A 22103-nucleotide genomic window follows, 5' to 3' on the forward strand; every position below is an offset into this window, starting at 1 on the left:
GCGCTCAGGTGCAGCGCGCGCTCAGCCCGGATGCGCCGAGCTTGGCCATGACCTCGTCGAGATGCGCGCTGTCGCGGGTCTCGATGACGAGTTGCAGCAGCGTCGCCTTGGCCGGAAGGTCGGAGAAGGTCCGCTGGTGCGAGACCTCGATGATGTTGGCGCCGGCTTCCGCCAGCAGTGCGGCGACCGCCGCCAACTGGCCCGGCCTGTCGGGAATATCGAGCGAGAGCTGGGTCAGCCGTCCCTCGCGCGCGAGTTCGCGCGTCAGCACCGAGGCGATCAGCCTGGTGTCGATGTTGCCGCCGCTCAGGACCAGACCAACCTTCGCGCCGGCAAAACGCGTGGGATCAGACATGATCGCCGCAAGGCCCGCGGCGCCGGCGCCCTCGACGACGGTCTTCTCGATCGAAATCAGGGTTGCGACCGCGCGCTCGAGCTCGGCTTCGTTGACGAGCGCGATGTCGTCGACCAGGGCGCGGACGATTTCAGTGGTGATCTTGCCCGGCGATTTGACTGCGATGCCTTCGGCGAGCGTATCGCCCCGCGCGGGCAGATTGCCGCCATGGACGGCATTGTACATCGAGGGATAGAGCCAGGCCTCGACACCCAGGATCCGCAGCGACGGCTTGATCGATTTCGCCGCAATGGCGATGCCGCTGATCAGGCCACCGCCGCCGATCGGGACGACCAATGTGTCGAGCTCCGGCACCGCCTTGAGCATCTCAAGCCCCACCGTGCCCTGCCCCGCAATGACCAGGGGGTCGTCGTAGGGGTGGACGAAGATCATGCCGCGGGCCTCGCCGTGGCTGCGTGCGAACGTAGCCGCCTCCTCCAGCGTCGCGCCGGTGACGACCACCTCGGCACCATGATGCCTGGTATTCTCGACCTTCACCATCGGCGTGCCCACCGGCATCACGATCGTGGCGGGAATGCCGAGCCGCTTGGCATGATAGGCCACGCCCTGCGCGTGGTTGCCCGCCGACATGGCGACGACGCCGCGCGCACGCTCCTCCGGCGTCAGCGCCGTGAGCCGGTTCAGCGCCCCACGCTCCTTGAACGATGAGGTGAACTGGAGGTTCTCGAACTTGAGCCAGAGGTCGCAGCCGCAGATGTTGCTGAGCGTCCGGCTGTAGCTGCAGGGAGTCTCGACGACGGCGCCGCGGATCGTCTCGGCAGCAGCTTGAATGTCACGAGCTGCGACCGGAAGGCCGCTCAGATCGGGGATTGCGGTTTGGGACAATTCAGCCATGGGACAGCATAGAGCATTCGGCCGCCTCGGGCGATAAGCCAACCGCTATTTGGTAAATTCCCGGGATCGTGAAGCCCGCCACAGCGTCCAAAGCGTGCGCAACCGCGACACCGGCTGCGGCGCGAAGGGATTGCGCCCCGGCCGCACCAGGCGATCGAGATCAGCCCGCGCCTGGCCTAGCGGCAGGAACGCTGCCCGCGCCGACGGTGCCACCTGCGCCAGCAGCGATGAGGCCGTCGCCAGATGCCGCCGGGCTTCGCCGATGAGCTGGTCCAGCACGGCATTCAGATGGGGCGTCTGTTTGCCGGCGAACACATCCTCGATGGCACAGCCATGGCCGGTCAGGAATTGCTGCGGCAGGAACAATTGTCGATGGGTCGAGTCCCGCGGCAGGTTCGCGATCACCTGCACGATGCCCTGCGCCAGCCCGGCATGCCGCGCGAGGTGCTCGCTCGCATCCGAAGCTTCGCCCATGATCCGCGCCGCGAGCGCGAACAAGGCCGAAGAGGTCGCCGCCAGATAGCCTTCCAGCGCCGTCATGGTCGGCATCGGATCGTTGTAGAGATCGAATTGGTGCTCGTCGACGAGCAGCGACAACGGCTCGACCGGTAGGTCAAAGTCCCGGATCGCACGCAGCAGCTCGGCCGCCACCGGATTGCCCTCGGCGCTGCCGTGAACGAGGCCCGAGAACAGATCGGTCCACCATTGAAAGCGGATTTCGCCGGGCAAGGGCTGGCTCACCTGGTCGCGGACCCGAACGATCTCGACATTGAAGGCGTAGAGCGCCAGCAGCGCCCGACGTTCGGCGGCTGGCGCGAAGAGGGTTGCGGCATAGCGCGGAAAGTCATGGCTGCGCACGAGGTCGGCGCAGAACGTCACGGTGTCGGGCGGCGTCGCAGCGCTGCTCATGGCACGGCAATCAGCGCAGCCGCAACGCGGCGCCGTTCGCCGATCATGATGTTGTAGGTGCGCACCGCCGGCCCGGTTTGCATAGTGTCCAGCACCACCCTCACCGCCTTCAGCGCCTGGCGCAGCTCCGGCGGCGGCAGCCAGACGCCGGTTCCGGTCCCGACCAGAAGCGTGTCGATGCTGTTGGCGGCCGTGAACACCCGATCCAGCGAATAGCGATCGATCTTGGTGGGATCCGTCACGTCCCAGGCCCAGATCGCGTCAGGCAGGCACAGCAGCGAGCCCCGGTGCGACATGCCGGCAAAGGCAAACCCGCCCTTGCCATAGGCCTCGATCGGCGCCGAGCGCGGGAAATGGGGAGCGTTGGGGTCGCCGGCCATGAGCTTCGTCCGAATGAGCCTATTGCCCTCGCAAACTCATGCGAGGGCATACGGTTCGGATCATGCCTTGTTTTTCTTCGCCGGCGGAGCCTCTTCCTTCGCATCTTCACGATGCTCGCCGACGCCGAGATAGATCAGAATCGGCGCTGCGATGAAGATCGAGGTGTAGGTGCCGACCAGCACCACGCCGAACATCATGACGGCCGTGAAGCTGTGGATGGCATGACCGCCGAACAGCAGCAGCGCCAGCAGCGCCAGCGTCACCGTGAAGTGGGTGATGATCGAGCGCGACAGCGTCGAGTTGATGGATTCGTTGAGGAGCTGCGGCATCGGCATCTTCTTGTAGCGCCGCAGCATTTCACGGATGCGGTCATAGATGACGACGGTGTCGTTGAGCGAATAGCCGAGAATCGTCAGGAGCGCCGCGATGCTGGTCAGGTCGAAGTCGACCTGGCTGATCGACATGAAGCCGATGGTCAGCACGATGTCGTGCACGTTGGCGATCATTGCACCGAGCGCGAACTGCCATTCGAACCGGAACCAGAGATAGACCAGGATCGAGACGATCGCGAGCATCAGGCCGATCATGCCGAACGCCAGCAGCTCGCCGGAGACGCGTGGCCCGACAACTTCGACGCGGCGATATTCGACGGTATCGCCGAGCGCGCCACGGACCTTCTGCACGGCCTCCTGCTGGGCGGCATCGCCGCCCGGCTGCTCCGCGACGCGGATCAGGACGTTCTCGGGACCGCCAAACTGCTGCAACTGGACTTCGCCGAGACGCAGGGCATCCAGCGTCGTGCGCATCGCCGCGATGTCGGCGGTACCCGACTTCGCCTTGACCTCCAGCAGCGTGCCGCCGCGGAAATCGATGCCGAAATTCAGGCCATGGGTGAAGAACAACGTGATAGCGAGAATCGACAACGCGGCCGAGATCGGGAAGCTGATGCGGCGGAAGCGCGTGAAATCGAAATGCGTATCGTCGGGGACGATGCGCAGCGACGGCAGCCAGCCGAACACCGAGACCACGGTAAGGACGGCGATCAGGATGCCGAGCCCGATGAGAACGTAGTGAGTCACGATCAGGCTCCTAGATCGGCACGTTCTGCGGCCGCTTCCACCGCACCCACCAGGCCACGATCAGCCGGGTCAGCGTGAAGGCGGTGAACACCGTGGTGATGATGCCGATGCCGAGCGTCACGGCAAAGCCGCGCACCGGGCCGGTGCCGATGTAGAACAGCACCGCAGCGGCGATGAAGGTGGTGATGTTGGAATCGAGGATGGTCGCAAGCGCCCGCTTGAAGCCGGCGTCGATCGCCGAAATCGCGTTGCGGCCGCCGCGCAGCTCTTCGCGGATGCGCTCGTAGATCAGCACGTTGCTATCGACCGCGATGCCGACGGTGAGCACGATGCCGGCGATGCCGGGCAGCGTCAGCGTGGCATTGAGCAGCGACAACAGGCCGAAGATCATGGCGACATTGACGGCCACCGCGATGTTGGCGAACACGCCGAACAGCCGGTAGGTCAACAGCATGAACACGATGACCATGATCGAGCCGACATAGGCTGCAAGCTCGCCCTTCTCGATCGAATCCTGGCCGAGGCCCGGACCGACGGTGCGTTCCTCGACCACCGTGAGCGGCGCCGGCAGCGCGCCGGCGCGCATCAGGATCGCAAGATCGTTGGCGGACTGGACCGTGAAGTTGCCTGAAATCTGCCCCTGTCCGCCCGTGATGGGCTCGCGGATGACCGGTGCCGAGATCACCTCGTTGTCGAGCACGATCGCGAACGGCAGCCCTACGTTCTCTTGCGTGGCCTGCGCGAATTTGCGCGCCCCGGTGGAGTTGAAGCGGAAGGAGACGATCGGCTCGTTGGTGCGCTGGTCAAATCCAGGCTGCGCATCGGTGAGCTCGGCGCCGGAGACCAGCACCTGCTTCTTGACGACGTACGGCACCTTCGGCGAGCTCTGGCTCATCAGGAGCTCGGAGTCCGGCGGCACGCCACCGCGCTGCGCCTGATCCGCCGGCACCGAGGTGTCGACCATCCGGAATTCCATCTTCGCGGTCTTGCCGAGCAGCTCTTTCAGATGCGTCGGATCCTGAAGACCCGGGACCTGAACCAGGATGCGGTCGGTGCCCTGACGCTGGATCACCGGCTCGACGGTGCCGAGCTCGTTGACGCGGCGTTCGACGATCTGGATCGACTGCTCGATGGTCTTGCGCATGCGCTCGACCATGGCAGGCTGCGACAGTGCCAAGCGGATCAAGCCGCCGCCGGCATCAGAGATGTCGAGATCACGCTGGGCGCTCGACCCGAGCAGACCGCCGATCGGCTGTGAGAGCTCACGCAGCTTGGTCAGCGCAGCCTGGAGGTCGGTATCCTTGACCCGGACCTCGACGGCGTCGCCGCGGGTCACGAGGCCGGTATAGCCGATCTTGGCCTCGCGCAGCGAGCGGCGGACGTCGTCGCGCACCTGATCGAGCTTTTCCTTCTTGACGTAGTTGGCATCGACCTCGAGCAGCAGATAGGAGCCGCCCTGAAGGTCGAGGCCGAGCACCAGCCGGCGCTGTGCCCAGGCCGGCCACGTCTTGACCTGCGCCTCGGGGAAGAAGTTCGGGACCGCGCAGAGGCACACGATCAGCGCCGTCAGGATGATCCCGAGCGCCCTCCACCGCGTGAAATACAACATCGACTGGACCTGTCAGATCAGGAGATTTGAGAGACTCGCAGGAAAGCGTTCACTTCGCCGCGGCGTCGTCCTTGGCGCTTTCCTTCGCGCTGTCCTTGGCCGGCTCGCCCTTGGCGCGCACGCCCGAGATCATCGACCGCATCTGGCGCACGCGCACGCCGTCGGAAATCTCGAACTCGATCTGGTCGTCATCGACCACCTTGGTGACCTTGCCGACCAGGCCGCCCGAGGTCACGACGGTGTCGCCGCGGCGAATGTTCTTCACGAGCTCGGCGTGGTCCTTCACCTTCTTCTGCTGCGGACGCAGAATCAGGAAGTACATGATCACGAAGATCAGGGCGAACGGCAGCAGCGACATCAACATGCTGTTGGTGTCACCGGCGCCCGCAGCCTGGGCATACGCAGGGGTAATGAACATTCGGACGATCCTCGTGGAAACGGGGGAAAACCGGTCAGGCCCTCAAGGGCGACCGGTTCGGTCAAATTCGCGCGGACTATAGCGGCCATTGCCCCAATTGCAACGCTGCCAGACCGTCGATTTGGCCACCTTGCGGCGCGCCGTCAGGCCCGATAAGGCTGCATTCTCAGGAACTTCGGACATGCCCAAAAAACCAAGCAAAAGCCCGGCCGGCAAAGGCCCCCGTACCCCTGCCACGAAGCCCGCCCAGGTCGCGGCAAAACGCCCCAAGGCGGTCTCAAAGGCGGCTTCCAAGGCTACCCAGGACCTTTCCCAGGAGCGCATCGTCCTCGCGCTGGAGACCATCGCAGCGCACCTCGCCGCCCAGGGCAAGCCGGCCGTCGAGCGCGAATCGTTCGAGCGGGCGGACGCCTATGTCTGGCACCCCGACGGCCGCCTTGCTGCGGTGCCGCGGGTCAGCCGCGTCGAGCTGTTCCTGCTCAAGGGCGTCGACCGGATGCGCGACATCCTGATGGAGAACACCGAGCGGTTCGCCAACGGACTGCCGGCCAACAACGCCTTGCTCTGGGGCGCGCGCGGCATGGGCAAGTCGTCGCTTGTGAAGGCGGCTCACGCCAGCATCAACGCCGCCCGCAAGCCCGCCGACAAGCTCAAGCTGATCGAGATCCACCGCGAGGACATCGAAACGCTGCCGATGCTGATGGAAAAGCTCCGCGACGCCAGCTTCCACTTCATCGTGTTCATCGACGACCTCTCCTTCGACGGCAATGACGCGTCCTACAAGTCGCTCAAGGCCGTGCTCGAAGGCGGCATCGAGGGCCGGCCCGAGAACGTCATCCTCTACGCCACCTCCAACCGTCGCCATCTGCTCGCGCGCGACATGATCGAGAACGAACGCTCGACCGCGATCAATCCCGGCGAAGCCGTCGAAGAGAAAGTCTCGCTGTCGGATCGCTTCGGCCTGTGGCTCGGCTTCCACCGCTGCAGCCAGGACGAATACCTCGCCATGGTGCGCGGCTATTGCAGCCATTTCGGCATCAAGGTCGACGATGAAGCGCTGGAGCGCGAGGCACTGGAATGGTCGACGACGCGCGGCTCGCGCTCGGGCCGCGTCGCCTGGCAGTTCGTGCAGGAGCTGGCGGGACGGCTCGGCGTGAAGCTGACGGCGAAGTAGTCGAGGTTGCCGCCGCGCTTCTCGCGACTGGAAAAGAAATCGCCCGCACAAGGCGGGCGACAACTGCGTTCTTGCGGCGAGAGCGAGAGCCTGACGTCAGCGCTCACGCCCCGTTCAGGAATTGAAGCGGGTCAACCGGGCTAGATCCCTTACGGATCTCGAAGTGGAGCTGCGGCGACGCCACCTCCCCGGATTGACCCGACTTGGCAATGACCTGACCGCGCTTGATAGGATCGCCGCGCTTCACCAACAGCTCACTCGCATGGGCATATGCGGTGACGTAGCCGTTGGAGTGCCGAACCAGGACCAGATTGCCATAACCCTTCAGCTCGTTACCCGAATAGGCAACGACGCCGTCTTCAGCCGCCTTGACCGGCGTCCCCTCGGGCACCGCGACGTTGATGCCGTCGTTGGACTTGCCGTTGGTCTTGGCGCCGTAGCTCGTGATCACCTTGCCGCGCACCGGCCAGCGGAAGGTCGGCAGCGAGCTGGTGGTCTCGGCCGCTTTCGCCGGCGCCGTCTCGGCGGGCTTCTCTTCGATATTGGCGGTGGCCTGGGCCAGGCGCGCGCTCTGCGCGGGCTGAGCAACGGCGGCCATCTTGGTGGCGGCAACCGGAGCTGCCGCGACCGGCTGCAGCGCAGCCGCCACAGGGGCCGCCGCGACAGGAGCCGGAGCAAGCGGAGCCGCAACCGCCGCCGTCTTGGCGCCCGGCACGGTCAGCTTGGTGCCGAGCTTGAGCTTGGCCGAGGGCTCGAGACCATTGGCACGCGCGAGCTCGGCCGCGGAGATATGGTTCTTGCGCGCGATGCTGGCGAGCGTGTCACCATGATTGACGAAGTGGAGGCTCGGCGGTGCAGCGACGGCAGCAACCGGCTTCGGCGCCATCGCGGGAGCCGCAGCGACCGGAGCCATCAACGGCGCGGGAGCCGCAGCCGTTGCACCGGGATGCGGGATGACCAGTTGCTGGCCGGGCGAGAGCGCGCGCGGCCCCTTGTAGCCGTTGGCGGCCATGATCGCCTGCGGGCTCACATGGTAGCGCTTGGCGAGCACGTCGAGCGTATCGCTGGTGCCGACGATGATCTTGGTCGCGCCGGCCGGCTGGGCGGCAGCGACCGAGCGCGGCGGCACGGTGCCGGTCGCCTCAAGACGCGGCTGAGCCGGCGGCGGCGTGTAGGAGCCGAGGCCACGACCGCCTCCGGAGACGCCCCCACCCGCTGCAACCGGGTAGGATTGTGGCGCGGCAACCGCCGGCGGTGGCAAGGCCTGGGACTGATAATAGCCGGGCTGGGTCTGCGGCCGCGCATATTGCGGCAGCTCACGCTGCGGCGGCGGGGCCTGCTGGACCGAACCGGTCGAGTCCGAGAAGGGGTTGGAGAAGTTCGCTTGGGACAGTCGCGACTGTGTGTCGGCACTGCACCCCGCGAAGCTCAAGGAAATCAGCGCCAGGACCGCGACCTGCGGTACGCGGCGCGAGTAAAGCAACTCGGCGACAACAGACATGGTTACTCACTCGTACGCAACAGAACTGGTCTTTTAAGTAAACACGCGTCGAGTAAATAACGGCTTAACCCTCCCAATAAGACCTTGGCAGCGCAGCTAATCCGGAGTTCTACAGCTCCCGCGCCACTCCCGGCAGCGCCGGCACGAAACGGACCTCGACGAGTTCCCTGCGTTCGATCCCGGCTTCGGTCCGGCGCAGGCGGGTCAGCGTCTGCACGCCCTGATGCGGGCCGACCGGCGCGATCAGGATGCCACCGACCTCGAGCCGCTCGATCAGATTCTCCGGAATCTGCTCCACCGCGGCCGTGACGATGATCCGGTCGAACGGGCCGATGTTCGGCGGGAGATTGAGGCCGTCGCCGAGCATCACCTCGACGTTGTGACAGTTGAGCTTCTCGAGCCTGGCGCGCGCCGCGTCCGCGAGCTTGCGGTAGCGCTCGACCGTCAGCACCTCGCGCGTCAGCCGCGACAGCACAGCAGCCTGATAGCCGGAGCCAGCGCCGATCTCGAGCACGCGGTGGGTCTTCTGGAGCTGAAGCTGCTCGGTCATATAGGCGACGACGAAGGGCTGGCTGATGGTCTGCCCGCAGGCGATCGGCAGCGCGCTGTCACGATAGGCAGCGTCGCGATCGGAGGCCTCGACGAACAGATCGCGCGGCACCTCTTCCATGGTCCGCAACACGATCTGGTCGCTGATGCCGCGACGCCTCAGCGTGAGCTGAAACATCATCTTTTCCGGCGGGGGCTGATTGGAGGTCATCGCTGCTTATATCGTCTCGTCGGAGGGCCGGATCGTCGCACGCGTCGCTCGGGCCCGGGCGAGAATCCTGTTCCTGCTTCGGAACCTATGATAGCCTTTTGCTGCGGTATTTGACCATAAATTGGCTTGCAGCGGGCGCACCGCAAACGCCGTTTTCGGGCGTCAGCTGGCCGAAACGCGCATTGCGTCGATTCATGTTATCTGCGAACGTTTTCCAGAGATGGGCAAGGACTCAACGACAATGACCGCGACCGGGCTTTCGGGCCGCTCTGTATTCCTCGTCGAAGACGAGGTCATGATCAGAATGATGGTCGCGGATATGCTGGAAGAGCTCGGTTACAAGGTCGCGGCCGAAGCGGGCGACATCAACGAGGCCCTGCGGCTGGCCCAGGCCACCGAGTTCGACATCGCCATCCTCGACGTCAACGTCAACGGCAAGGTCATCTCGCCGGTTGCCGATCTGATCCGGGAAAAGGGCTGCCCGTTCATCTTTGCCACCGGCTATGGCTCGTCGGGCCTGCCCGAGCAATACCGCGACCGGCCGGCGCTTCAGAAGCCGTTTCAGCTCGACGCGCTCGGCAAGACCATCGAAGCCGCGCTTCGCGGCAGCTAGCCGCTGTTTCCAGACCGTCCTTACCTTAACGTCGCGCTCAGCTCTTCGGAAAACGCTTCGTTGGTGCGGTCGAGCCGCAGCGGCGTGACCGAGACGTAGCGCTCGCGCAGTGCCGCGAGATCAGTGCCTTCGGCCGGCGTGTCCATCATCGCCGCGCGTTCGAAGCCGATCCAGAAATAGGGATTGTTGCGACCATCCCTGCGTTCGTCGATCCTGAGGAAGCCGAGATTGCGCTTGCCCTGCCGCGTGACGCGAATGCCGAGCACCTCTTCCGGCGTACAGGACGGAAAGTTGACGTTGATGACGGTGTCCTTCGGGATGCCGGCCTTGATCACCTTGCGCAGGATATCGGGACCGAATTTGCGCGCGGTATCCCACGGCGGCCGTTCGCGCGTCTCGACGCTGAATTCCTGCGAGAGCGCGAATGACGGAATCCCCAGGATGGTGCCTTCGAGCGCGCCGGCGATGGTGCCGGAATAGACCACATCCTCGGCAACGTTGCGGCCCTTGTTGACGCCGGAGAGCACGACATCCGGCAGCTTGGCGCCAAGGATATGGCGCGCGCCCATGATGACGCAGTCGGTCGGTGTGCCGCGCACTGCGAAGTGCCGAGGCCCGACTTCGCGCAGGCGCAAGGGATCGTTCAGCGACAGCGAATGCGATACGCCGGACTGATCAAGCTCGGGCGCCACCACCCAGACGTCGTCGGACAGCGCGCGTGCGATCTCCTCCACGACCTTGAGGCCGGGAGCGTGGATGCCGTCGTCATTGGTGCAGAGAATGCGCATGCCGGTGGTCGATTCCTGAACTGGGGTCAGGCCGTCTTATCCGGCTATGGCGGATCAGGCAAACCGGCTGGAGGCGGGAATTCGGCTGACGCAATGCAGGTCTCTTCTGTGATCTAGCTCATTGCGGCGCCGCAACACCGCATCCTAGTTTTACCGCGCATTTTCAGGCGACCGGGCACCGAATGACCCGCTTTGCAGCCGCTATCCTCCTCGGTTTCGGCCTCTGCGTGACAGGCGGCGGCTGGGCCCAGGATTCGGGACCTACGGACCGCTGCTTTCCCTGGCAGGAGCTCCGCAACGGCGTCTGCGCCGCCAAGTCGGCCCCCGTTGCGCCCGCGCCAGCTCCTGCAGCGCCGGAGCCGAGCCCACCTCCTGCCCCGGCCGAGACCAATGCGACGACCTCGCCGCTCGCCTGCCCACCCAACTCCCATGGCGAGGGCGGCGCCTGCATCACCGACATCGCACCACCCTCCGTCCCGCCGCGTGCGCCCATCACCATCACGTGCATCGGCGGCACCGCGAGCGATGGGCGATGCATCTGCCCTGCCGGATTCGAGCTGATGGCGGCGGGGCCAGATCCGGGCGGCACCTGCGTGCGAGCCAATGCGGACAATTGCCTTGGTGGCCAGATGACGGTCGCCGGCGCTTGCCTGTGCAGCGGCCAGGTCACGATGTCCGGACAGGTCTATGATCTCGAATTCCTACGCGGCAAATGCGTACCAAAACGCTGCCCGCGCGATGGCCCTTGCGTCACCGCTGCGGTGAAGCCGGATGCGGATACCTCATCAAGATTGTCGTCGGACGAACGGCCAAGCGACTGCGGCCACGGCAAGGTCGCAACGCGCCACGGCTGTGTGCCGGCACGCCGCCGCTCACGCGCGACGGACACAAACAGCTACTTCCGGATCACCCCGGCCTATCCAGGCCCGATGCATTATTGACGGCGGACGCGCCATTGCGGCAGGAAGCGCGCAAGCTTGCCCTCCGCGCGCAGCTGCATCGCCGGCTCGGCGGGGCTGACGGCATGTGTCTCAATCACCCCGAGCGTCTTCAGCTGCGCAACCAACGGGGCCGACGCGGGCGTCTCTGCAAAGCGCTCACGCGCGACCGTCACCGCCTTGTCAAAATCCTCGACGTTGACGCCCGGCTTGGCGCGCCGGCTTTGCACATACGCGTCGTCCCAGAGCCGCGCGATGCCGATGTCGAGCACGCCGCGCAAGCGCTGGTCGACGGCCTGGATGCCGGCACCTGTCACCGCCCATTGTCGGCCGACCCAGAAGATGTCGCGGTGCAAGGCCATGGACGATCGGTTCGCGTTGACGGATGGCCAGCAGGATAACCGGCCGCCCGATCTTCGCAACCAAACGTTTCTGCGTTTCAGACGGGTAACGCTTTTTCTTGACGCGAACCGGTTCCCACTTCGCGCGAAAACGCTTCGTTATTCGCGCGCGACCACCTTCAAGCCGCCCATATAGGGCTGAAGCACGCTGGGCACCGCAATCGAGCCGTCCTCCTGCTGATAGGTCTCCATGACCGCGATCAGCGCGCGGCCGACCGCCGTGCCGGAACCGTTCAGCGTGTGCACGAAGCGCGGCTTGCCGTCGGGCCCGCGCGAGCGCGCATCCATGCGCCGCGCCTGGAAATCGCCGCAGACCGAGCAGCTGGAGATCTCGCGGAACATGCCGCCCTCGCCCTGCCCGGGCATCCACACTTCGATGTCGTAGGTTTTCTGCGACGAGAAACCCATATCCCCTGCGCACAGCGTCATCACCCGATAATGCAGGTCGAGCTTTTGCAGCACCTGCTCGGCGCAGGACAGCATCCGCTCCAGTTCGTCCTTGCTGGTCTCAGGCGTCGTGATCGAGACCAGCTCGACCTTGGTGAACTGGTGCTGGCGGATCATGCCGCGCGTGTCGCGCCCCGCAGCGCCCGCCTCGGCGCGGAAGCACGGCGTCAGCGCGGTGAGCCGCATCGGCAGCTGCTTCTCGTCGAGAATGGATTCGCGCGCGAGGTTGGTGAGCGAGACTTCCGCGGTCGGGATCAGGCCGAGGCGCTCGGTCTTCAGCCGCTCATGATCGGGCGAAGCAAGCAGTTCGCCCTTGATCGCCCAGAACTGGTCGTCCTCGAACTTCGGCAACTGCCCGGTGCCGAACATCACCTCGTTGCGCACCAGGAGCGGCGGGTTGATCTCGGTGTAGCCGTGCTCATTCGTGTGCAGGTCGAGCATGAACTGCCCGATCGCGCGTTCGAGGCGCGCCAGCCCCTTCTTCAGCACGACGAAGCGCGCGCCGGAGAGTTTTGCCGCCGCCTCGAAATCCATGTAGCCGAGCGCGGTGCCAAGATCATCGTGCAGCTTCGGCGCAAAGCCGTAGTTGCGCCTGGCGCCGAAGACGTGGTGCTGGACGTTGCCGTGCTCATCGACGCCATCGGGCACTTCATCGAACGGAATGTTCGGGATCGCGGACAGCTCCTTGATCAGCTCATCGTCGGCCGCCTTCGCGGCGGCCTCGAGCTCGGGCATTGTGGTCTTGAGCTCGGCGACTTCAGCCATCAGCTTGGCCGCACGCGCCTCGTCCTTGGCCTTCTTGGCGTCGCCGATTTCCTTCGACGCAGCATTCCGTCGCGCCTGCGCCTGTTCGGAAGCCAGGATCGACGCGCGCCGACGCTCATCGATCGCGAGCAGCGACGCCGACAGCGGCTTCAGGCCCCGCCGGGCGAGGCCGGCGTCGAAGGCTTGCGGATTGTCGCGGATCGATTTGATGTCGTGCATGGCGGCGGTCCTGAGGCTTGTTGCAAACTTTCAACGCCAACGTTGTAAGTCAGCAATGACTGGCATCCCCTAGCACAGCTGTCGTCACCCGCGAAGGCGGGTGACCCAGTATTCCAGAGACGGGAGCGATTCTCCGAGAGGCGGCGGCGTACTGGATTCCCCGCCTTCGCGGGGAATGACACCGGTGGGCGAGGCGCCCTACTCGGCCGGGTTGGCCGGCGTCGACACGTCGGTGCCGGTAGAGGCCTGCGAGGCAGCTGCCTTCTTCTCCACCATCGAGACTGCGATGATCGAGCCCTCGTACAGCGCAAGCAGCGGAATCGCGAGCGAGCACTGGCTGAGGATATCCGGCGGCGTCAGGACTGCCGCGATGATGAAGGCCAGAACGATGAAATAGCGGCGCTTCTCGCGCAGCATCTTGGACGTGATGATGCCGACCCGCCCGAGCAGCGTCAGGATCACCGGAAGCTGGAAGGCGATGCCGAAGGCGAAGATCAGCGACATCATCAGCGAGAGATATTCGCCGACCTTGGGCAGGAGCTGGATCTGCGCGGTCTCATCGCCGCCCATCTGCTGCATGCCGAGCGAGAAGCGGACCAGCATCGGCAGCACGACGAAGTAAACCAGCGCCGCGCCGAGCACAAAGAAGAACGGCGTCGCGACCAGATACGGCAGGAAGGCCTGCTTCTCGTGCTTGTAGAGGCCGGGCGCGACGAACTTGTAGATCTGCGTCGCGACGATCGGGAATGAGATGAAGCCGGCGCCGAACAGCGCAAGCTTGAGCTGGGTGATGAAATATTCCAGCAGCGCCGTATAGATGAACTTCGAGTTCTCGGCGCCCGCGACCCACACGAACGGCCAGACCAGTACGTTGTAGATCTGCTTGGCGAAGAAGAAGCAGAAGATGAAGGCCACGCCGAAGCCAAGCAGCGCCTTGATCAGCCGCGACCGCAGCTCGATCAGATGGTCCATCAGCGGGGCTTTGCTGGCCTCGATATCGGCGTCGCTCATGACGCTTTGGCGTCCTTGATCGCTTCGGATGGCGCCGTGTCTTGAGTAACAGTGTCCTGTGCGACCGGCGCCTGCTCGACCTCACGGGTGATGGCGAGCGGCTCAGTCACGGCCGAATGCGCTTCCGCTTCCACAAAGGTCTCCGGTGTCGGGGCTTCCGGCGTGGTCGGACTTGCCGGCGGTTCGACGGCAGTTGTCGTGGGCGTCTCAGCCGGCTTGTCGAGCGCATCGACGCGAAGCGCGTCGCTGACGTCCTTCTGCAGCGAGGTCATCAGACCGCCGCCGGTGAAGCCGGAGGCGGCTTCCTTGACCTCGTCAAAGCTCTTCTTGAGGTCGGCCATCTCGGCCTCGCGCATCGCTTCCTGGAACTGGCCCTGGAATTCGGCGGCCATCTTGCGGGCCTTGCCCATCCATTGGCCGACCATGCGCAGCACGCCCGGCAGCTCTTTCGGGCCAATGGCGACCAGGGCCACGACCCCGATCAGAACCAGCTCACTCCAGCCGATGTCGAACATGACGTCTTCCGTTCACGCGAAGCCACGATCGGCCCAATCCCTCACGCGCAGGATCGGGTCCGCTTCCCGCGTCTCGCGTGCTCCTGGCTCAGACGGCCTTGCTGCCGACGTCGGATCGCGCCGCGGTCGGCGCGGCATTGTGCTCGATGGACTTCGAGGGCTCCTGCTTCTCGGCGGGCTTGTCGTCGTCCTGCATGCCCTTCTTGAAGGCCTTGATGCCCTGCGCCACGTCGCCCATCAGATCCGAAATCTTGCCGCGGCCAAACAGCAGCAGGACCACTGCGATCACCAAGATCCAGTGCCAAATGCTAAGTGAACCCATCCTGCAACCCTCCAAACGCGCATGGCCGGGACCCGGCCGATCTTGACCGGAACGTAGGCTTCGCAGGCCTCAAAAACAAGGACCAAGGCAGCGCCAATTCGCTGTTGGCGCTACGTAATCTTGCTAGTGTTAACTGGTCGCAGGGGGCCCGTGGAAGAGCGGAGGATCACTCCTCGCTCCCGCCCTCGCCGCCCTCATTGCCGCCTTCCGGCGGCGTCTCGGGCTCGACCGCGGGCGCCAGCGCCAGATCGAGGTCCTCGCCCGGTTCCAGGGGATCCTCGTCCTCACGCAGCGCCGGGTCATCCGAGGGCGTCGGTACGCTGAAGCCGGTCGGCAGGCGCGAATCCAGCAGGCCGGTGCCCTTCAGTTCCTCCAGGCCCGGCAGGTCGCCAAGCTGTTCCAGGGTGAACTGCGACAGGAAGTCCTCAGTGGTTCCGAAGGTCAGCGGGCGGCCGGGCGTCTTGCGACGACCGCGCGGCTTGATCCAGCCCGTCTCCAGCAGCACGTCGAGCGTGCCCTTGGAGGTGACGACACCGCGGATCTCTTCGATCTCGGCGCGCGTCACCGGCTGGTGATAGGCGATGATCGCCAGAACCTCGATCGCCGCGCGCGACAGGCGGCGGGTCTCGGTGCTCTCGCGCGTCATCAGCCAGGACAGATCGCCGGCGGTGCGGAACGTCCATTTGTTGGCGACCCGCACGAGGTTCACGCCGCGCAAGGCGTAGTCGGCCTGGAGCTGCTCAAGCGCGGCCTTGACGTCGACGCCCTCGGGCATGCGCTTGGCCAGCGTCGCCGTATCCAGTGGTTCATTCGAAGCAAACAGCAGCGCTTCCAGCAGCCGCAATTCTTCGGGACGTGCCTGGGACTCGTTCTCCATCGGCTCGGCCTCTTCTACCCGCACTTCAGCCAGGCTTGCCATGGCAGCTTCTCCTTCTTGCACTTAACCGACCGGCGCATCGGGCGCAGGAGCTGCGTCCACGACCGGCTTCGGGCGCCCCTTCCGGAAATAGATGGGCGCAAACGCCTCTTTCTGGTTCAGCTCGAGCTGACCTTCGCGCACGAGCTCAAGCGCAGCGGCGAAGCTCGAGGCGAACACCGTCGCACGCTGCGTCGGATCGGCGACGTGACGGACCAGGAAATCGTCGAGCACGCCCCAATCGTCCTGTTCGGTGATGCTGCCGACCAGCCGCTCCAGCGTGGCGCGCGCCTCGGCGAGCGACCACACCGTACGCTTGGCAAGATGCACGCTCGCCAGCACGCGCGACTGGCGCTGGGAGGCATAGGCCGTGAGCAGGTCGTACAGCGTCGCGGTATATTTCGGATGCCTGATCTCGGCGATCTGCTCGGGCTCACCGCGCGGGAAAATGTCGCGCAGCAACTGCTGCCGGTTCATCAGCCGGTTGGCGGCTTCGCGAATGGCTTCCAGGCGACGCAGACGGTTGGCGAGCGCAGTCGCCATTTCCTCGGCGCTCGGACCTTCCGCACTCGGCGGCTCCGGCAGCAGCAGGCGCGATTTCAGGAAGGCAAGCCAGGCGGCCATCACGAGATAGTCGGCGGCAAGCTCGAGCCGGATCTTTCGCGCAGCTTCGATGAAGTGGAGGTACTGGTCGGCCAGCGCCAGGATCGAGATCTTGGCGAGATCGACCTTCTGGTTTCGCGCCAGCGCGAGCAACAGGTCGAGCGGACCTTCATAGCCCTCGACGTCGACGACCAGCGCCGGTTCATCCTCGGCCAGCTCTGCGGGCCGCCCGGTTTCAAACGATAGGATTTCTGCGGTCATGCGGATGCCGTGGTTGCGGTCAATGCGTCCAGTTCCGCATTGTCATTGCTGTAAAGCGCCGTGTCGCAGCCGGCTGCGAAGATGGCGCGAATTCGCCCGGCGATGCCTCCGGCCAGCGCGTTCATCGGCACGTCATCACTCATTAACAAACCCTGGAACCCGACTGCGCTGCGAATCACCTGAGCAATCATTGTCGCAGAAGTCGTCATTGGATGGGCGGGCTCGGCAGCGCCATCCACGGGAATGCTGAGGTCGCCGCGATTGGTCGCGGTTACCCCAATAGCGATCGATTCCCTAAGCGGCACCGGGACTTGCGTGCCAATTCCGATGCGGCGGCTGAAGGGAATGAAGTCCCATGGGCATTCAGCACGGCCAAACGCCCGCCTGGCGGCGGTCAGTTCCGTTCCGGATACGCCGGTATTGAAGGCCCGCGTGCTCATAGGGGCCGATTAACCTTGCCCCGGGAGGGGGTCAAGGAAACGGCCGCTAATTCCTCTGGACGAAGCAGGACGGCAGACCAGCCGACTTCAGATTGTTGCAGGCCTGCACCGCCTCGTCGGCCGAGCCATATGGTCCGGCGAAGGCGCGGTAGACGATCCCCTTGCCCTTATCGGTCAGATCGACGCGCTTGATGACCGGCGAACGGCCGCCGAGGACACTGCCGTATTTGCTCTGCAGCACCCGGTAGGACGCGGCGGCACTATCCTCGCTCTGCTGCGAGGACACCTGCACGACGTAGCCACCGCCGCCGCCGCCGGGCGCCGGTGCGATTTGGGTCGGAGTGTTCGCCGCCATCCGCTGCGCCGGCTCGGCGGGCCCAGCCTGCGGCGCCAGCGAGAGCGGCTGGTTGGCGCTGGCATTGGCCGAGGTCGGCGGCGTACGCGGTGCGGCCGGTACAGCGACCGGCTTCGGCGGCGCGACCGGCTTGGCTGCTGACGCAGCGGCGGTCTGCGGCACGGCGCTGTCGGTCTGATCACCCTTCACGGCCACGGTCTTGATCGAGCGCGGCGCACTGTTCGGCATCGTCCCGTTGCTCGGGACCGGACCGGCATTCTGTGGCGGAATGTTGGACGGCGACACGCTCGCAACCGGCGGCGGGTTCGCATTCGGATTCAGCGGCGGAAACACCACGCGGGGACCTGCCGCCTTGGCATTGACATCGACGGGCGCCTCCTCGCGCGGCACGATCTTCTCGCTGCCGTCGCCGCTCACCATGCGGTCCGGCACCTTGGCCGAGGAGTCCGACGGCGCCGGCACGATCTTGGTCGGCGTGTTGTCGGCCTTGATGATCGGCGGCTCGCCGCTGCGGGGCGAGCCAATGTAGGTCTTGTAGGCGAAGGCCGCACCAGTTCCGACCACGGCCAGCGCGAGGATCGCGGCAACCGTCATCATGCCGCCGCGCGATTTCCTGGGCTCGTCGAGATCGGCCTCGGGATAGTCGCTCTGGAACGCGTAAGGGTCGTCCGGATAGGCCGGCTCACGCTGAAAATCCTGCTCGCCGGACTCGAGCCGCCCGTAGAGCGCATCATCGTAGCGCGCCGGATCGGGCTGCTCGTACGCTTGCTCCTGCGCCTGCTCCTGATGGTAGGCCTGCTGTTGGTAAGCCTGATCCTGGTAGGCGCGATCCTGATAGGCCTGCGGCTGATGAAACTCAGGCTCCGGCGCGGCCGGCTGGGCTGAATAGCGATGCAGGGGATGAACGGGATTCACGGCGACGGGATAGTCGGGCTCGGGCGCCGGCTGCGGTTGCACGTTGGCGCGCCGCATCCATGACGGCGGCCCCGGCTGAGGCGCGGCCGCCTGCTCGGCATAGTCCTGCTGATAGCCGTTCTGCGAATAATCGTCGTCCTGATAAGTTTGCGCAGGCGCTGGAGCTGCTGCCGGCGGCGCACCTGGGCGACCCTGCGCTGCGAACGGATCGGTCTGTCCGATCAGGCGGGCGAGTTCGGCCAAGGGATCGGTCTCCGCTCTCCCATGCTGATCGCCACCGCGACCAAAGTCGTCGGAAGGAAACGGTCGGTGCTGATATCGTTCGGCCATCGTGATGATGCGTCCCTTCGGGAAAGCCGCGCGCCCCTCGACCAAGGCGCGGCTTTCGACCCACAAGGCTTTCAACCAAGTCTAAGCGATCCGGCTTCTGCCGGTACCCCCAAATATTCCCCTTAAGTAGTTCGCCCCAAACTACCGCATCTCGTCCGGAGCATGGACGCCGAGGATGGCGAGGCCCGATGCCAGGACAGAGACGACGCCCTGGACCATGGCCAGCCGCGCCTTTGTTAGAACTGCATCATTATTGATAATGAAGCGTAAATAGGGCAAATCGCGCCCCTTCGTCCAAAGTGCGTGAAATTCGCTCGCTAAGTCATAGAGATAAAAGGCAATACGGTGCGGCTCGTGGGCCGCGGCGGCGGCCTCCAGCATGCGAGGATAAATTGCGAGGCGCTTGAGAAGGTCGAGTTCGACAGGGTCAGACAGCCGCTCCACCGCCGACTCACTGAGCCAGGCAATCCGCTTGTCGGCATCCTCGGGGAGTTCCGGGAACACCTCCGCCCGCGCGTTGCGGAAGATCGAATGACCGCGGGCGTGGCCGTACTGGACGTAGAACACGGGATTGTCCCGCGACTGTTCCATGACCTTGGCAAGGTCGAAGTCGAGCACCGCGTCGTTCTTGCGGTAGAGCATCATGAAGCGAACGGCATCCTGGCCGACTTCATCCACCACCTCACGCAAGGTGACGAAGTCCCCGCTCCGCTTGGACATTTTCACCGGTTCGCCGTTGCGCAGCAACTTCACGAGCTGGACGATCTTGACGTCGAGCTCCCCCTTGCCGGAGGTCGTCGCCTTCACTGCGGCCTGCATACGCTTGATGTAGCCGCCGTGATCGGCGCCCCAGACGTCGATCATCTCCGCAAAACCACGGTCGAACTTGTTCTTGTGGTAGGCGATGTCGGAGGCGAAGTAGGTATAGGAATTGTCCGACTTGATCAGCGGACGATCGACGTCGTCGCCGTAGGCGGTCGCCTTGAACAGCAACTGCTCGCGGTCTTCCCAGTCCTCGACCGGCGCGCCCTTCGGCGGCGGCAGGCGGCCTTCATAGATGTCGCCCTTGGCCTGCAGGAACGAGATGGTCTCTGCAACCTTGTTGTTGCCGCTCTCGATCAGCGAGCGCTCCGAGAAAAACACGTCGTGGCGGATGTTGAGCGCGGCGAGATCGTCCTTGATCTCGTCCATCATCATCGCGATCGCCTTGGCCCGCACCGTCGGCAGCCATTGCGCCTCGCTCATCGCGAGCAGCTTGTCGCCATGCTCCTTCGCCAGCGCTGCGCCGACCGGCTTCAGATAGTCGCCCGGATAGAGCCCTTCCGGAATCGCACCGATATCCTCGCCGAGCGCCTCGCGATACCGCAGGAACGCAGAGCGCGCGAGCACATCGACCTGGGCGCCGGCGTCGTTGATGTAATATTCGCGGGTGACGTCGTGGCCGCCGAACTGAAGCAGGCTCGCCAGCGCGTCGCCGAACACGGCGCCGCGACAGTGGCCGACATGCATCGGTCCGGTCGGATTGGCCGAGACGTATTCGACATTGACCTTGGAGCCGCCGCGGACGCGGCCGTAATCGGCCCCCTCGCGCAGTACCGTCCGCAGCGCCTCGGCCCAGGCGGTCGGGTTCAGGGTCAGGTTGATGAAACCGGGACCGGCGACGTCGACCTTGGCAATCAGTGCGTCGGCGCGAAGCCGCTCGGCGATCTGCTCGGCGAGGTCCCGGGGCTTTGCCTTTGCCTCTTTCGCAAGCACCATGGCGGCGTTGGTCGCCATGTCGCCATGGGTCGCATCGCGCGGCGGCTCGACCACCACGCGCGAGAAATCGATGCCCTCGGGCCAGTTGGCTTCCGCCGCGAGCGCGCGGCATGCGGCGTGCACGCGTGCGAGCACGTCGGCGAACAGATGCGGTGCTGAGGATGTGTCGGGCATGGGCGCCGCCTAACGCAAATCCGGGGTCGAGTCAAAGAGCCGCTGGTGCTCGGTCAGGGCGAAACGGTCGGTCATTCCGGCAATGAAATTGCCGATCCGGCGGGCCCGGTCGCCCTCGTCGTCCGCCTCTGCTCCGACCAGCCATTCCGGCGGGAGGTCGGCTGGTGATGTCAGGTACTTTGCGAACAAGTCGAACAGGATCTGTTCCGCCTCCGCCATCACCCGCACCACCCGCTTGTGGCGGTACATGTGCCCGAAGAGGAAGCGCTTGATGGCAGCCTCCTCTGCGGCGACCTCCGCCGGGAAAGCGACCAGCGCCCGGCTCTGCTGGCGCACGTCCTGGGCCGACTGCGGCCGGACGGCGGCGATGTTCTTCTGCGCCTCTGCGAACACCGCGCCGATCAGGTGCGAGATCAGCTCGCGCACCAGCTCGGCCCCACGCCTGACGTCTTCGAGATCGGGATAATGCGCCGAGGTCTCGGCGATGATCTCGGCCGTGAGCGGCATCACCTTGAGATCGTCGAGGTGGAACAGACCCGCGCGCAGGCCGTCGTCGATGTCGTGGGCGTCGTAGGCGATGTCGTCGGCGATCGCCGCGACCTGGGCCTCCAGCGAGGCGAAGCTCCACAATTCGAGGTCGTAGCTCTTGATGTAGTCGGCGATTCCAACGGGAATGCCGTGCTCGCGATAGCGCCCGACCGGCGCACCGCTGCGGTCGGTCAGCGGGCCGTTGTGCTTGACGATGCCCTCGAGCGACTCCCAAGTCAGGTTCAGCCCGTCGAACTCGGGATAGCGGTGCTCCAGCGAGCCGACGACGCGGAGCGCCTGGGCGTTGTGGTCGAAGCCGCCGAAGTCCTTCAGGCAGGCGTCCAGCGCCCGCTCGCCGGCATGGCCGAACGGCGGATGACCGAGATCATGGGCGAGCGCCAGGGTTTCCGTGAGGTCCTCGTCGAGCCCCAGCTGCCGCGCCAGCGCGCGGGCGATCTGCGCGACCTCCAGCGAATGGGTCAGCCGGGTGCGGTAATGGTCGCCCTCGTGGAACACGAACACCTGGGTCTTGTACTTCAGGCGGCGGAACGCGGTGGAATGGATCACCCGGTCGCAGTCCCGCCGGAACGGGCTGCGGGTCCGGCTCGGGGGCTCGGCGACCAGCCGGCCACGGCTGCGCTCGGGGTCGCAGGCATAGGGCGCGCGGGGGGCAGCCATTCCGACGGACACGACGAATTTAGTCCCTATCCATTTGATTCTGCGT

General features: G+C 65.3%; 22 protein-coding genes and 1 pseudogene. 3 read left to right on the plus strand and 20 right to left on the minus strand.

The genetic code is table 11. From position 1 onward, the window contains the following. Nucleotides 1-4: 4 nt before the first annotated feature. Genes NLM31_RS23790 through yajC form a run of 6 tightly spaced genes read right to left on the minus strand, consistent with a single transcriptional unit; the run spans nt 5 to nt 5645 of the window. Nucleotides 5-1249: a threonine ammonia-lyase gene (locus NLM31_RS23790; RefSeq protein ID WP_254193858.1), complete on the minus strand. Its 1245-nt coding sequence runs from the start codon at nt 1247-1249 to the stop codon at nt 5-7. Nucleotides 1250-1294: 45 nt separating this feature from the next. Next, nucleotides 1295-2158 (minus strand): phytoene/squalene synthase family protein, encoded by an 864-nt coding sequence (locus NLM31_RS23795; protein ID WP_254193859.1) that lies wholly within the window; start codon nt 2156-2158, stop codon nt 1295-1297. Beyond that, nucleotides 2155-2538 (minus strand): Mth938-like domain-containing protein, encoded by a 384-nt coding sequence (locus tag NLM31_RS23800; RefSeq protein WP_091885494.1) that lies wholly within the window; start codon nt 2536-2538, stop codon nt 2155-2157. The genes NLM31_RS23795 and NLM31_RS23800 overlap by 4 nt, the downstream gene beginning before the upstream one ends. A 60-nt stretch (nt 2539-2598) precedes the next feature. Further along, complete coding sequence (secF, locus tag NLM31_RS23805) at nt 2599-3618, minus strand: protein translocase subunit SecF (protein WP_254131671.1); 1020 nt, start codon at nt 3616-3618, stop codon at nt 2599-2601. A gap of 10 nt (nt 3619-3628) precedes the next feature. Next, a complete protein-coding gene (gene secD / locus NLM31_RS23810) occupies nt 3629-5227 on the minus strand; it encodes a protein translocase subunit SecD (protein ID WP_254131672.1) in 1599 nt (532 codons plus the stop codon). A 49-nt stretch (nt 5228-5276) separates the two neighbouring features. Next, a complete protein-coding gene (gene yajC / locus NLM31_RS23815; protein ID WP_148753779.1) occupies nt 5277-5645 on the minus strand; it encodes a preprotein translocase subunit YajC in 369 nt (122 codons plus the stop codon). 181 nt (nt 5646-5826) lie between these two features. On the opposite strand from yajC, the gene NLM31_RS23820 reads away from it, so the two are divergent. Further along, nucleotides 5827-6819: an ATP-binding protein gene (locus NLM31_RS23820; RefSeq protein WP_254193860.1), complete on the plus strand. Its 993-nt coding sequence runs from the start codon at nt 5827-5829 to the stop codon at nt 6817-6819. A gap of 103 nt (nt 6820-6922) precedes the next feature. On the opposite strand, the gene NLM31_RS23825 is transcribed toward NLM31_RS23820, so the two are convergent. Beyond that, nucleotides 6923-8320 (minus strand): LysM peptidoglycan-binding domain-containing M23 family metallopeptidase, encoded by a 1398-nt coding sequence (locus NLM31_RS23825; RefSeq protein WP_254193861.1) that lies wholly within the window; start codon nt 8318-8320, stop codon nt 6923-6925. 109 nt (nt 8321-8429) lie between these two features. After that, the gene (locus NLM31_RS23830) at nt 8430-9080 is read right to left on the minus strand and encodes a protein-L-isoaspartate(D-aspartate) O-methyltransferase (RefSeq protein WP_254193862.1); all 651 of its coding nucleotides are present in this window, start codon (nt 9078-9080) and stop codon (nt 8430-8432) included. 241 nt (nt 9081-9321) lie between these two features. On the opposite strand from NLM31_RS23830, the gene NLM31_RS23835 reads away from it, so the two are divergent. Further along, a complete protein-coding gene (locus NLM31_RS23835; protein ID WP_254193863.1) occupies nt 9322-9693 on the plus strand; it encodes a response regulator in 372 nt (123 codons plus the stop codon). Between the two features lie 20 nt (nt 9694-9713). On the opposite strand, the gene surE is transcribed toward NLM31_RS23835, so the two are convergent. Continuing rightward, nucleotides 9714-10481, minus strand: a complete 768-nt coding sequence (gene surE / locus NLM31_RS23840) for a 5'/3'-nucleotidase SurE (RefSeq protein WP_254193864.1) — start codon at nt 10479-10481, stop codon at nt 9714-9716. A gap of 182 nt (nt 10482-10663) precedes the next feature. Here surE and NLM31_RS23845 point away from each other — a divergent pair, with 182 nt between their 5' ends. Then, nucleotides 10664-11422 (plus strand): hypothetical protein, encoded by a 759-nt coding sequence (locus tag NLM31_RS23845; RefSeq protein ID WP_254193865.1) that lies wholly within the window; start codon nt 10664-10666, stop codon nt 11420-11422. Here the strand turns inward: NLM31_RS23845 and NLM31_RS23850 are convergent. The 11 genes and pseudogenes from NLM31_RS23850 to NLM31_RS23900 all read right to left on the minus strand — a co-directional run bounded on the left by NLM31_RS23850 (nt 11416) and on the right by NLM31_RS23900 (nt 22069). Continuing rightward, nucleotides 11416-11781 (minus strand): hypothetical protein, encoded by a 366-nt coding sequence (locus NLM31_RS23850; protein WP_254131679.1) that lies wholly within the window; start codon nt 11779-11781, stop codon nt 11416-11418. The genes NLM31_RS23845 and NLM31_RS23850 overlap by 7 nt on opposite strands. A gap of 138 nt (nt 11782-11919) precedes the next feature. After that, the gene (gene serS, locus NLM31_RS23855; RefSeq protein ID WP_254131680.1) at nt 11920-13251 is read right to left on the minus strand and encodes a serine--tRNA ligase; all 1332 of its coding nucleotides are present in this window, start codon (nt 13249-13251) and stop codon (nt 11920-11922) included. A gap of 198 nt (nt 13252-13449) precedes the next feature. Further along, entirely contained in the window at nt 13450-14262 is an 813-nt protein-coding gene (tatC, locus tag NLM31_RS23860; protein WP_254193866.1) for a twin-arginine translocase subunit TatC, read from the minus strand. Next, on the minus strand, nt 14259-14777 hold the full coding sequence (tatB, locus tag NLM31_RS23865; RefSeq protein WP_254193867.1) for a Sec-independent protein translocase protein TatB: 519 nt from the start codon (nt 14775-14777) through the stop codon (nt 14259-14261). Before tatB ends, tatC begins: the two co-directional genes overlap by 4 nt. An 88-nt stretch (nt 14778-14865) precedes the next feature. Next, nucleotides 14866-15099 (minus strand): twin-arginine translocase TatA/TatE family subunit, encoded by a 234-nt coding sequence (locus NLM31_RS23870; RefSeq protein WP_027529733.1) that lies wholly within the window; start codon nt 15097-15099, stop codon nt 14866-14868. A 166-nt stretch (nt 15100-15265) separates the two neighbouring features. Beyond that, nucleotides 15266-16018, minus strand: coding sequence for an SMC-Scp complex subunit ScpB (scpB, locus tag NLM31_RS23875; RefSeq protein ID WP_254193868.1), 753 nt, complete (start codon nt 16016-16018; stop codon nt 15266-15268). A 21-nt stretch (nt 16019-16039) separates the two neighbouring features. Then, the gene (locus NLM31_RS23880; protein WP_254131684.1) at nt 16040-16879 is read right to left on the minus strand and encodes a ScpA family protein; all 840 of its coding nucleotides are present in this window, start codon (nt 16877-16879) and stop codon (nt 16040-16042) included. A gap of 8 nt (nt 16880-16887) precedes the next feature. Continuing rightward, a pseudogene (locus NLM31_RS23885) lies at nt 16888-17118 on the minus strand (glycoside hydrolase family 3 N-terminal domain-containing protein); the annotation flags it as partial. 247 nt (nt 17119-17365) lie between these two features. Beyond that, nucleotides 17366-18919 carry an SPOR domain-containing protein gene (locus NLM31_RS23890; RefSeq protein WP_254196252.1) on the minus strand — a complete coding sequence of 518 codons (1554 nt, stop codon included), beginning with the start codon at nt 18917-18919 and terminating at the stop codon, nt 17366-17368. 141 nt (nt 18920-19060) lie between these two features. Further along, nucleotides 19061-20851: an arginine--tRNA ligase gene (argS, locus tag NLM31_RS23895; protein ID WP_254193869.1), complete on the minus strand. Its 1791-nt coding sequence runs from the start codon at nt 20849-20851 to the stop codon at nt 19061-19063. Nucleotides 20852-20860: 9 nt separating this feature from the next. Continuing rightward, a complete protein-coding gene (locus NLM31_RS23900) occupies nt 20861-22069 on the minus strand; it encodes a deoxyguanosinetriphosphate triphosphohydrolase (RefSeq protein WP_254131686.1) in 1209 nt (402 codons plus the stop codon). Between the last annotated feature and the right edge of the window lie 34 nt (nt 22070-22103).

This window comes from Bradyrhizobium sp. CCGUVB4N (assembly GCF_024199945.1).
Lineage (GTDB): Bacteria > Pseudomonadota > Alphaproteobacteria > Rhizobiales > Xanthobacteraceae > Bradyrhizobium.

What these genes read in the sequence shown, in the direction of transcription:
- secD (WP_254131672.1), bottom strand. Translation starts at nt 5,227, where the DNA reads ATGTTGTATTTCACGCGGTGGAGGGCGCTCGGGATCATCCTGACGGCG.
- surE (WP_254193864.1), bottom strand. Translation starts at nt 10,481, where the DNA reads ATGCGCATTCTCTGCACCAATGACGACGGCATCCACGCTCCCGGCCTC.
- NLM31_RS23830 (WP_254193862.1), bottom strand. Translation starts at nt 9,080, where the DNA reads ATGACCTCCAATCAGCCCCCGCCGGAAAAGATGATGTTTCAGCTCACG.
- NLM31_RS23800 (WP_091885494.1), bottom strand. Translation starts at nt 2,538, where the DNA reads ATGGCCGGCGACCCCAACGCTCCCCATTTCCCGCGCTCGGCGCCGATC.
- NLM31_RS23820 (WP_254193860.1), top strand. Translation starts at nt 5,827, where the DNA reads ATGCCCAAAAAACCAAGCAAAAGCCCGGCCGGCAAAGGCCCCCGTACC.
- yajC (WP_148753779.1), bottom strand. Translation starts at nt 5,645, where the DNA reads ATGTTCATTACCCCTGCGTATGCCCAGGCTGCGGGCGCCGGTGACACC.
- NLM31_RS23795 (WP_254193859.1), bottom strand. Translation starts at nt 2,158, where the DNA reads ATGAGCAGCGCTGCGACGCCGCCCGACACCGTGACGTTCTGCGCCGAC.
- NLM31_RS23790 (WP_254193858.1), bottom strand. Translation starts at nt 1,249, where the DNA reads ATGGCTGAATTGTCCCAAACCGCAATCCCCGATCTGAGCGGCCTTCCG.
- NLM31_RS23870 (WP_027529733.1), bottom strand. Translation starts at nt 15,099, where the DNA reads ATGGGTTCACTTAGCATTTGGCACTGGATCTTGGTGATCGCAGTGGTC.
- NLM31_RS23825 (WP_254193861.1), bottom strand. Translation starts at nt 8,320, where the DNA reads ATGTCTGTTGTCGCCGAGTTGCTTTACTCGCGCCGCGTACCGCAGGTC.
- NLM31_RS23835 (WP_254193863.1), top strand. Translation starts at nt 9,322, where the DNA reads ATGACCGCGACCGGGCTTTCGGGCCGCTCTGTATTCCTCGTCGAAGAC.
- argS (WP_254193869.1), bottom strand. Translation starts at nt 20,851, where the DNA reads ATGCCCGACACATCCTCAGCACCGCATCTGTTCGCCGACGTGCTCGCA.
- scpB (WP_254193868.1), bottom strand. Translation starts at nt 16,018, where the DNA reads ATGGCAAGCCTGGCTGAAGTGCGGGTAGAAGAGGCCGAGCCGATGGAG.
- serS (WP_254131680.1), bottom strand. Translation starts at nt 13,251, where the DNA reads ATGCACGACATCAAATCGATCCGCGACAATCCGCAAGCCTTCGACGCC.
- NLM31_RS23890 (WP_254196252.1), bottom strand. Translation starts at nt 18,919, where the DNA reads ATGGCCGAACGATATCAGCACCGACCGTTTCCTTCCGACGACTTTGGT.
- NLM31_RS23850 (WP_254131679.1), bottom strand. Translation starts at nt 11,781, where the DNA reads ATGGCCTTGCACCGCGACATCTTCTGGGTCGGCCGACAATGGGCGGTG.
- tatB (WP_254193867.1), bottom strand. Translation starts at nt 14,777, where the DNA reads ATGTTCGACATCGGCTGGAGTGAGCTGGTTCTGATCGGGGTCGTGGCC.
- NLM31_RS23845 (WP_254193865.1), top strand. Translation starts at nt 10,664, where the DNA reads ATGACCCGCTTTGCAGCCGCTATCCTCCTCGGTTTCGGCCTCTGCGTG.
- NLM31_RS23880 (WP_254131684.1), bottom strand. Translation starts at nt 16,879, where the DNA reads ATGACCGCAGAAATCCTATCGTTTGAAACCGGGCGGCCCGCAGAGCTG.
- tatC (WP_254193866.1), bottom strand. Translation starts at nt 14,262, where the DNA reads ATGAGCGACGCCGATATCGAGGCCAGCAAAGCCCCGCTGATGGACCAT.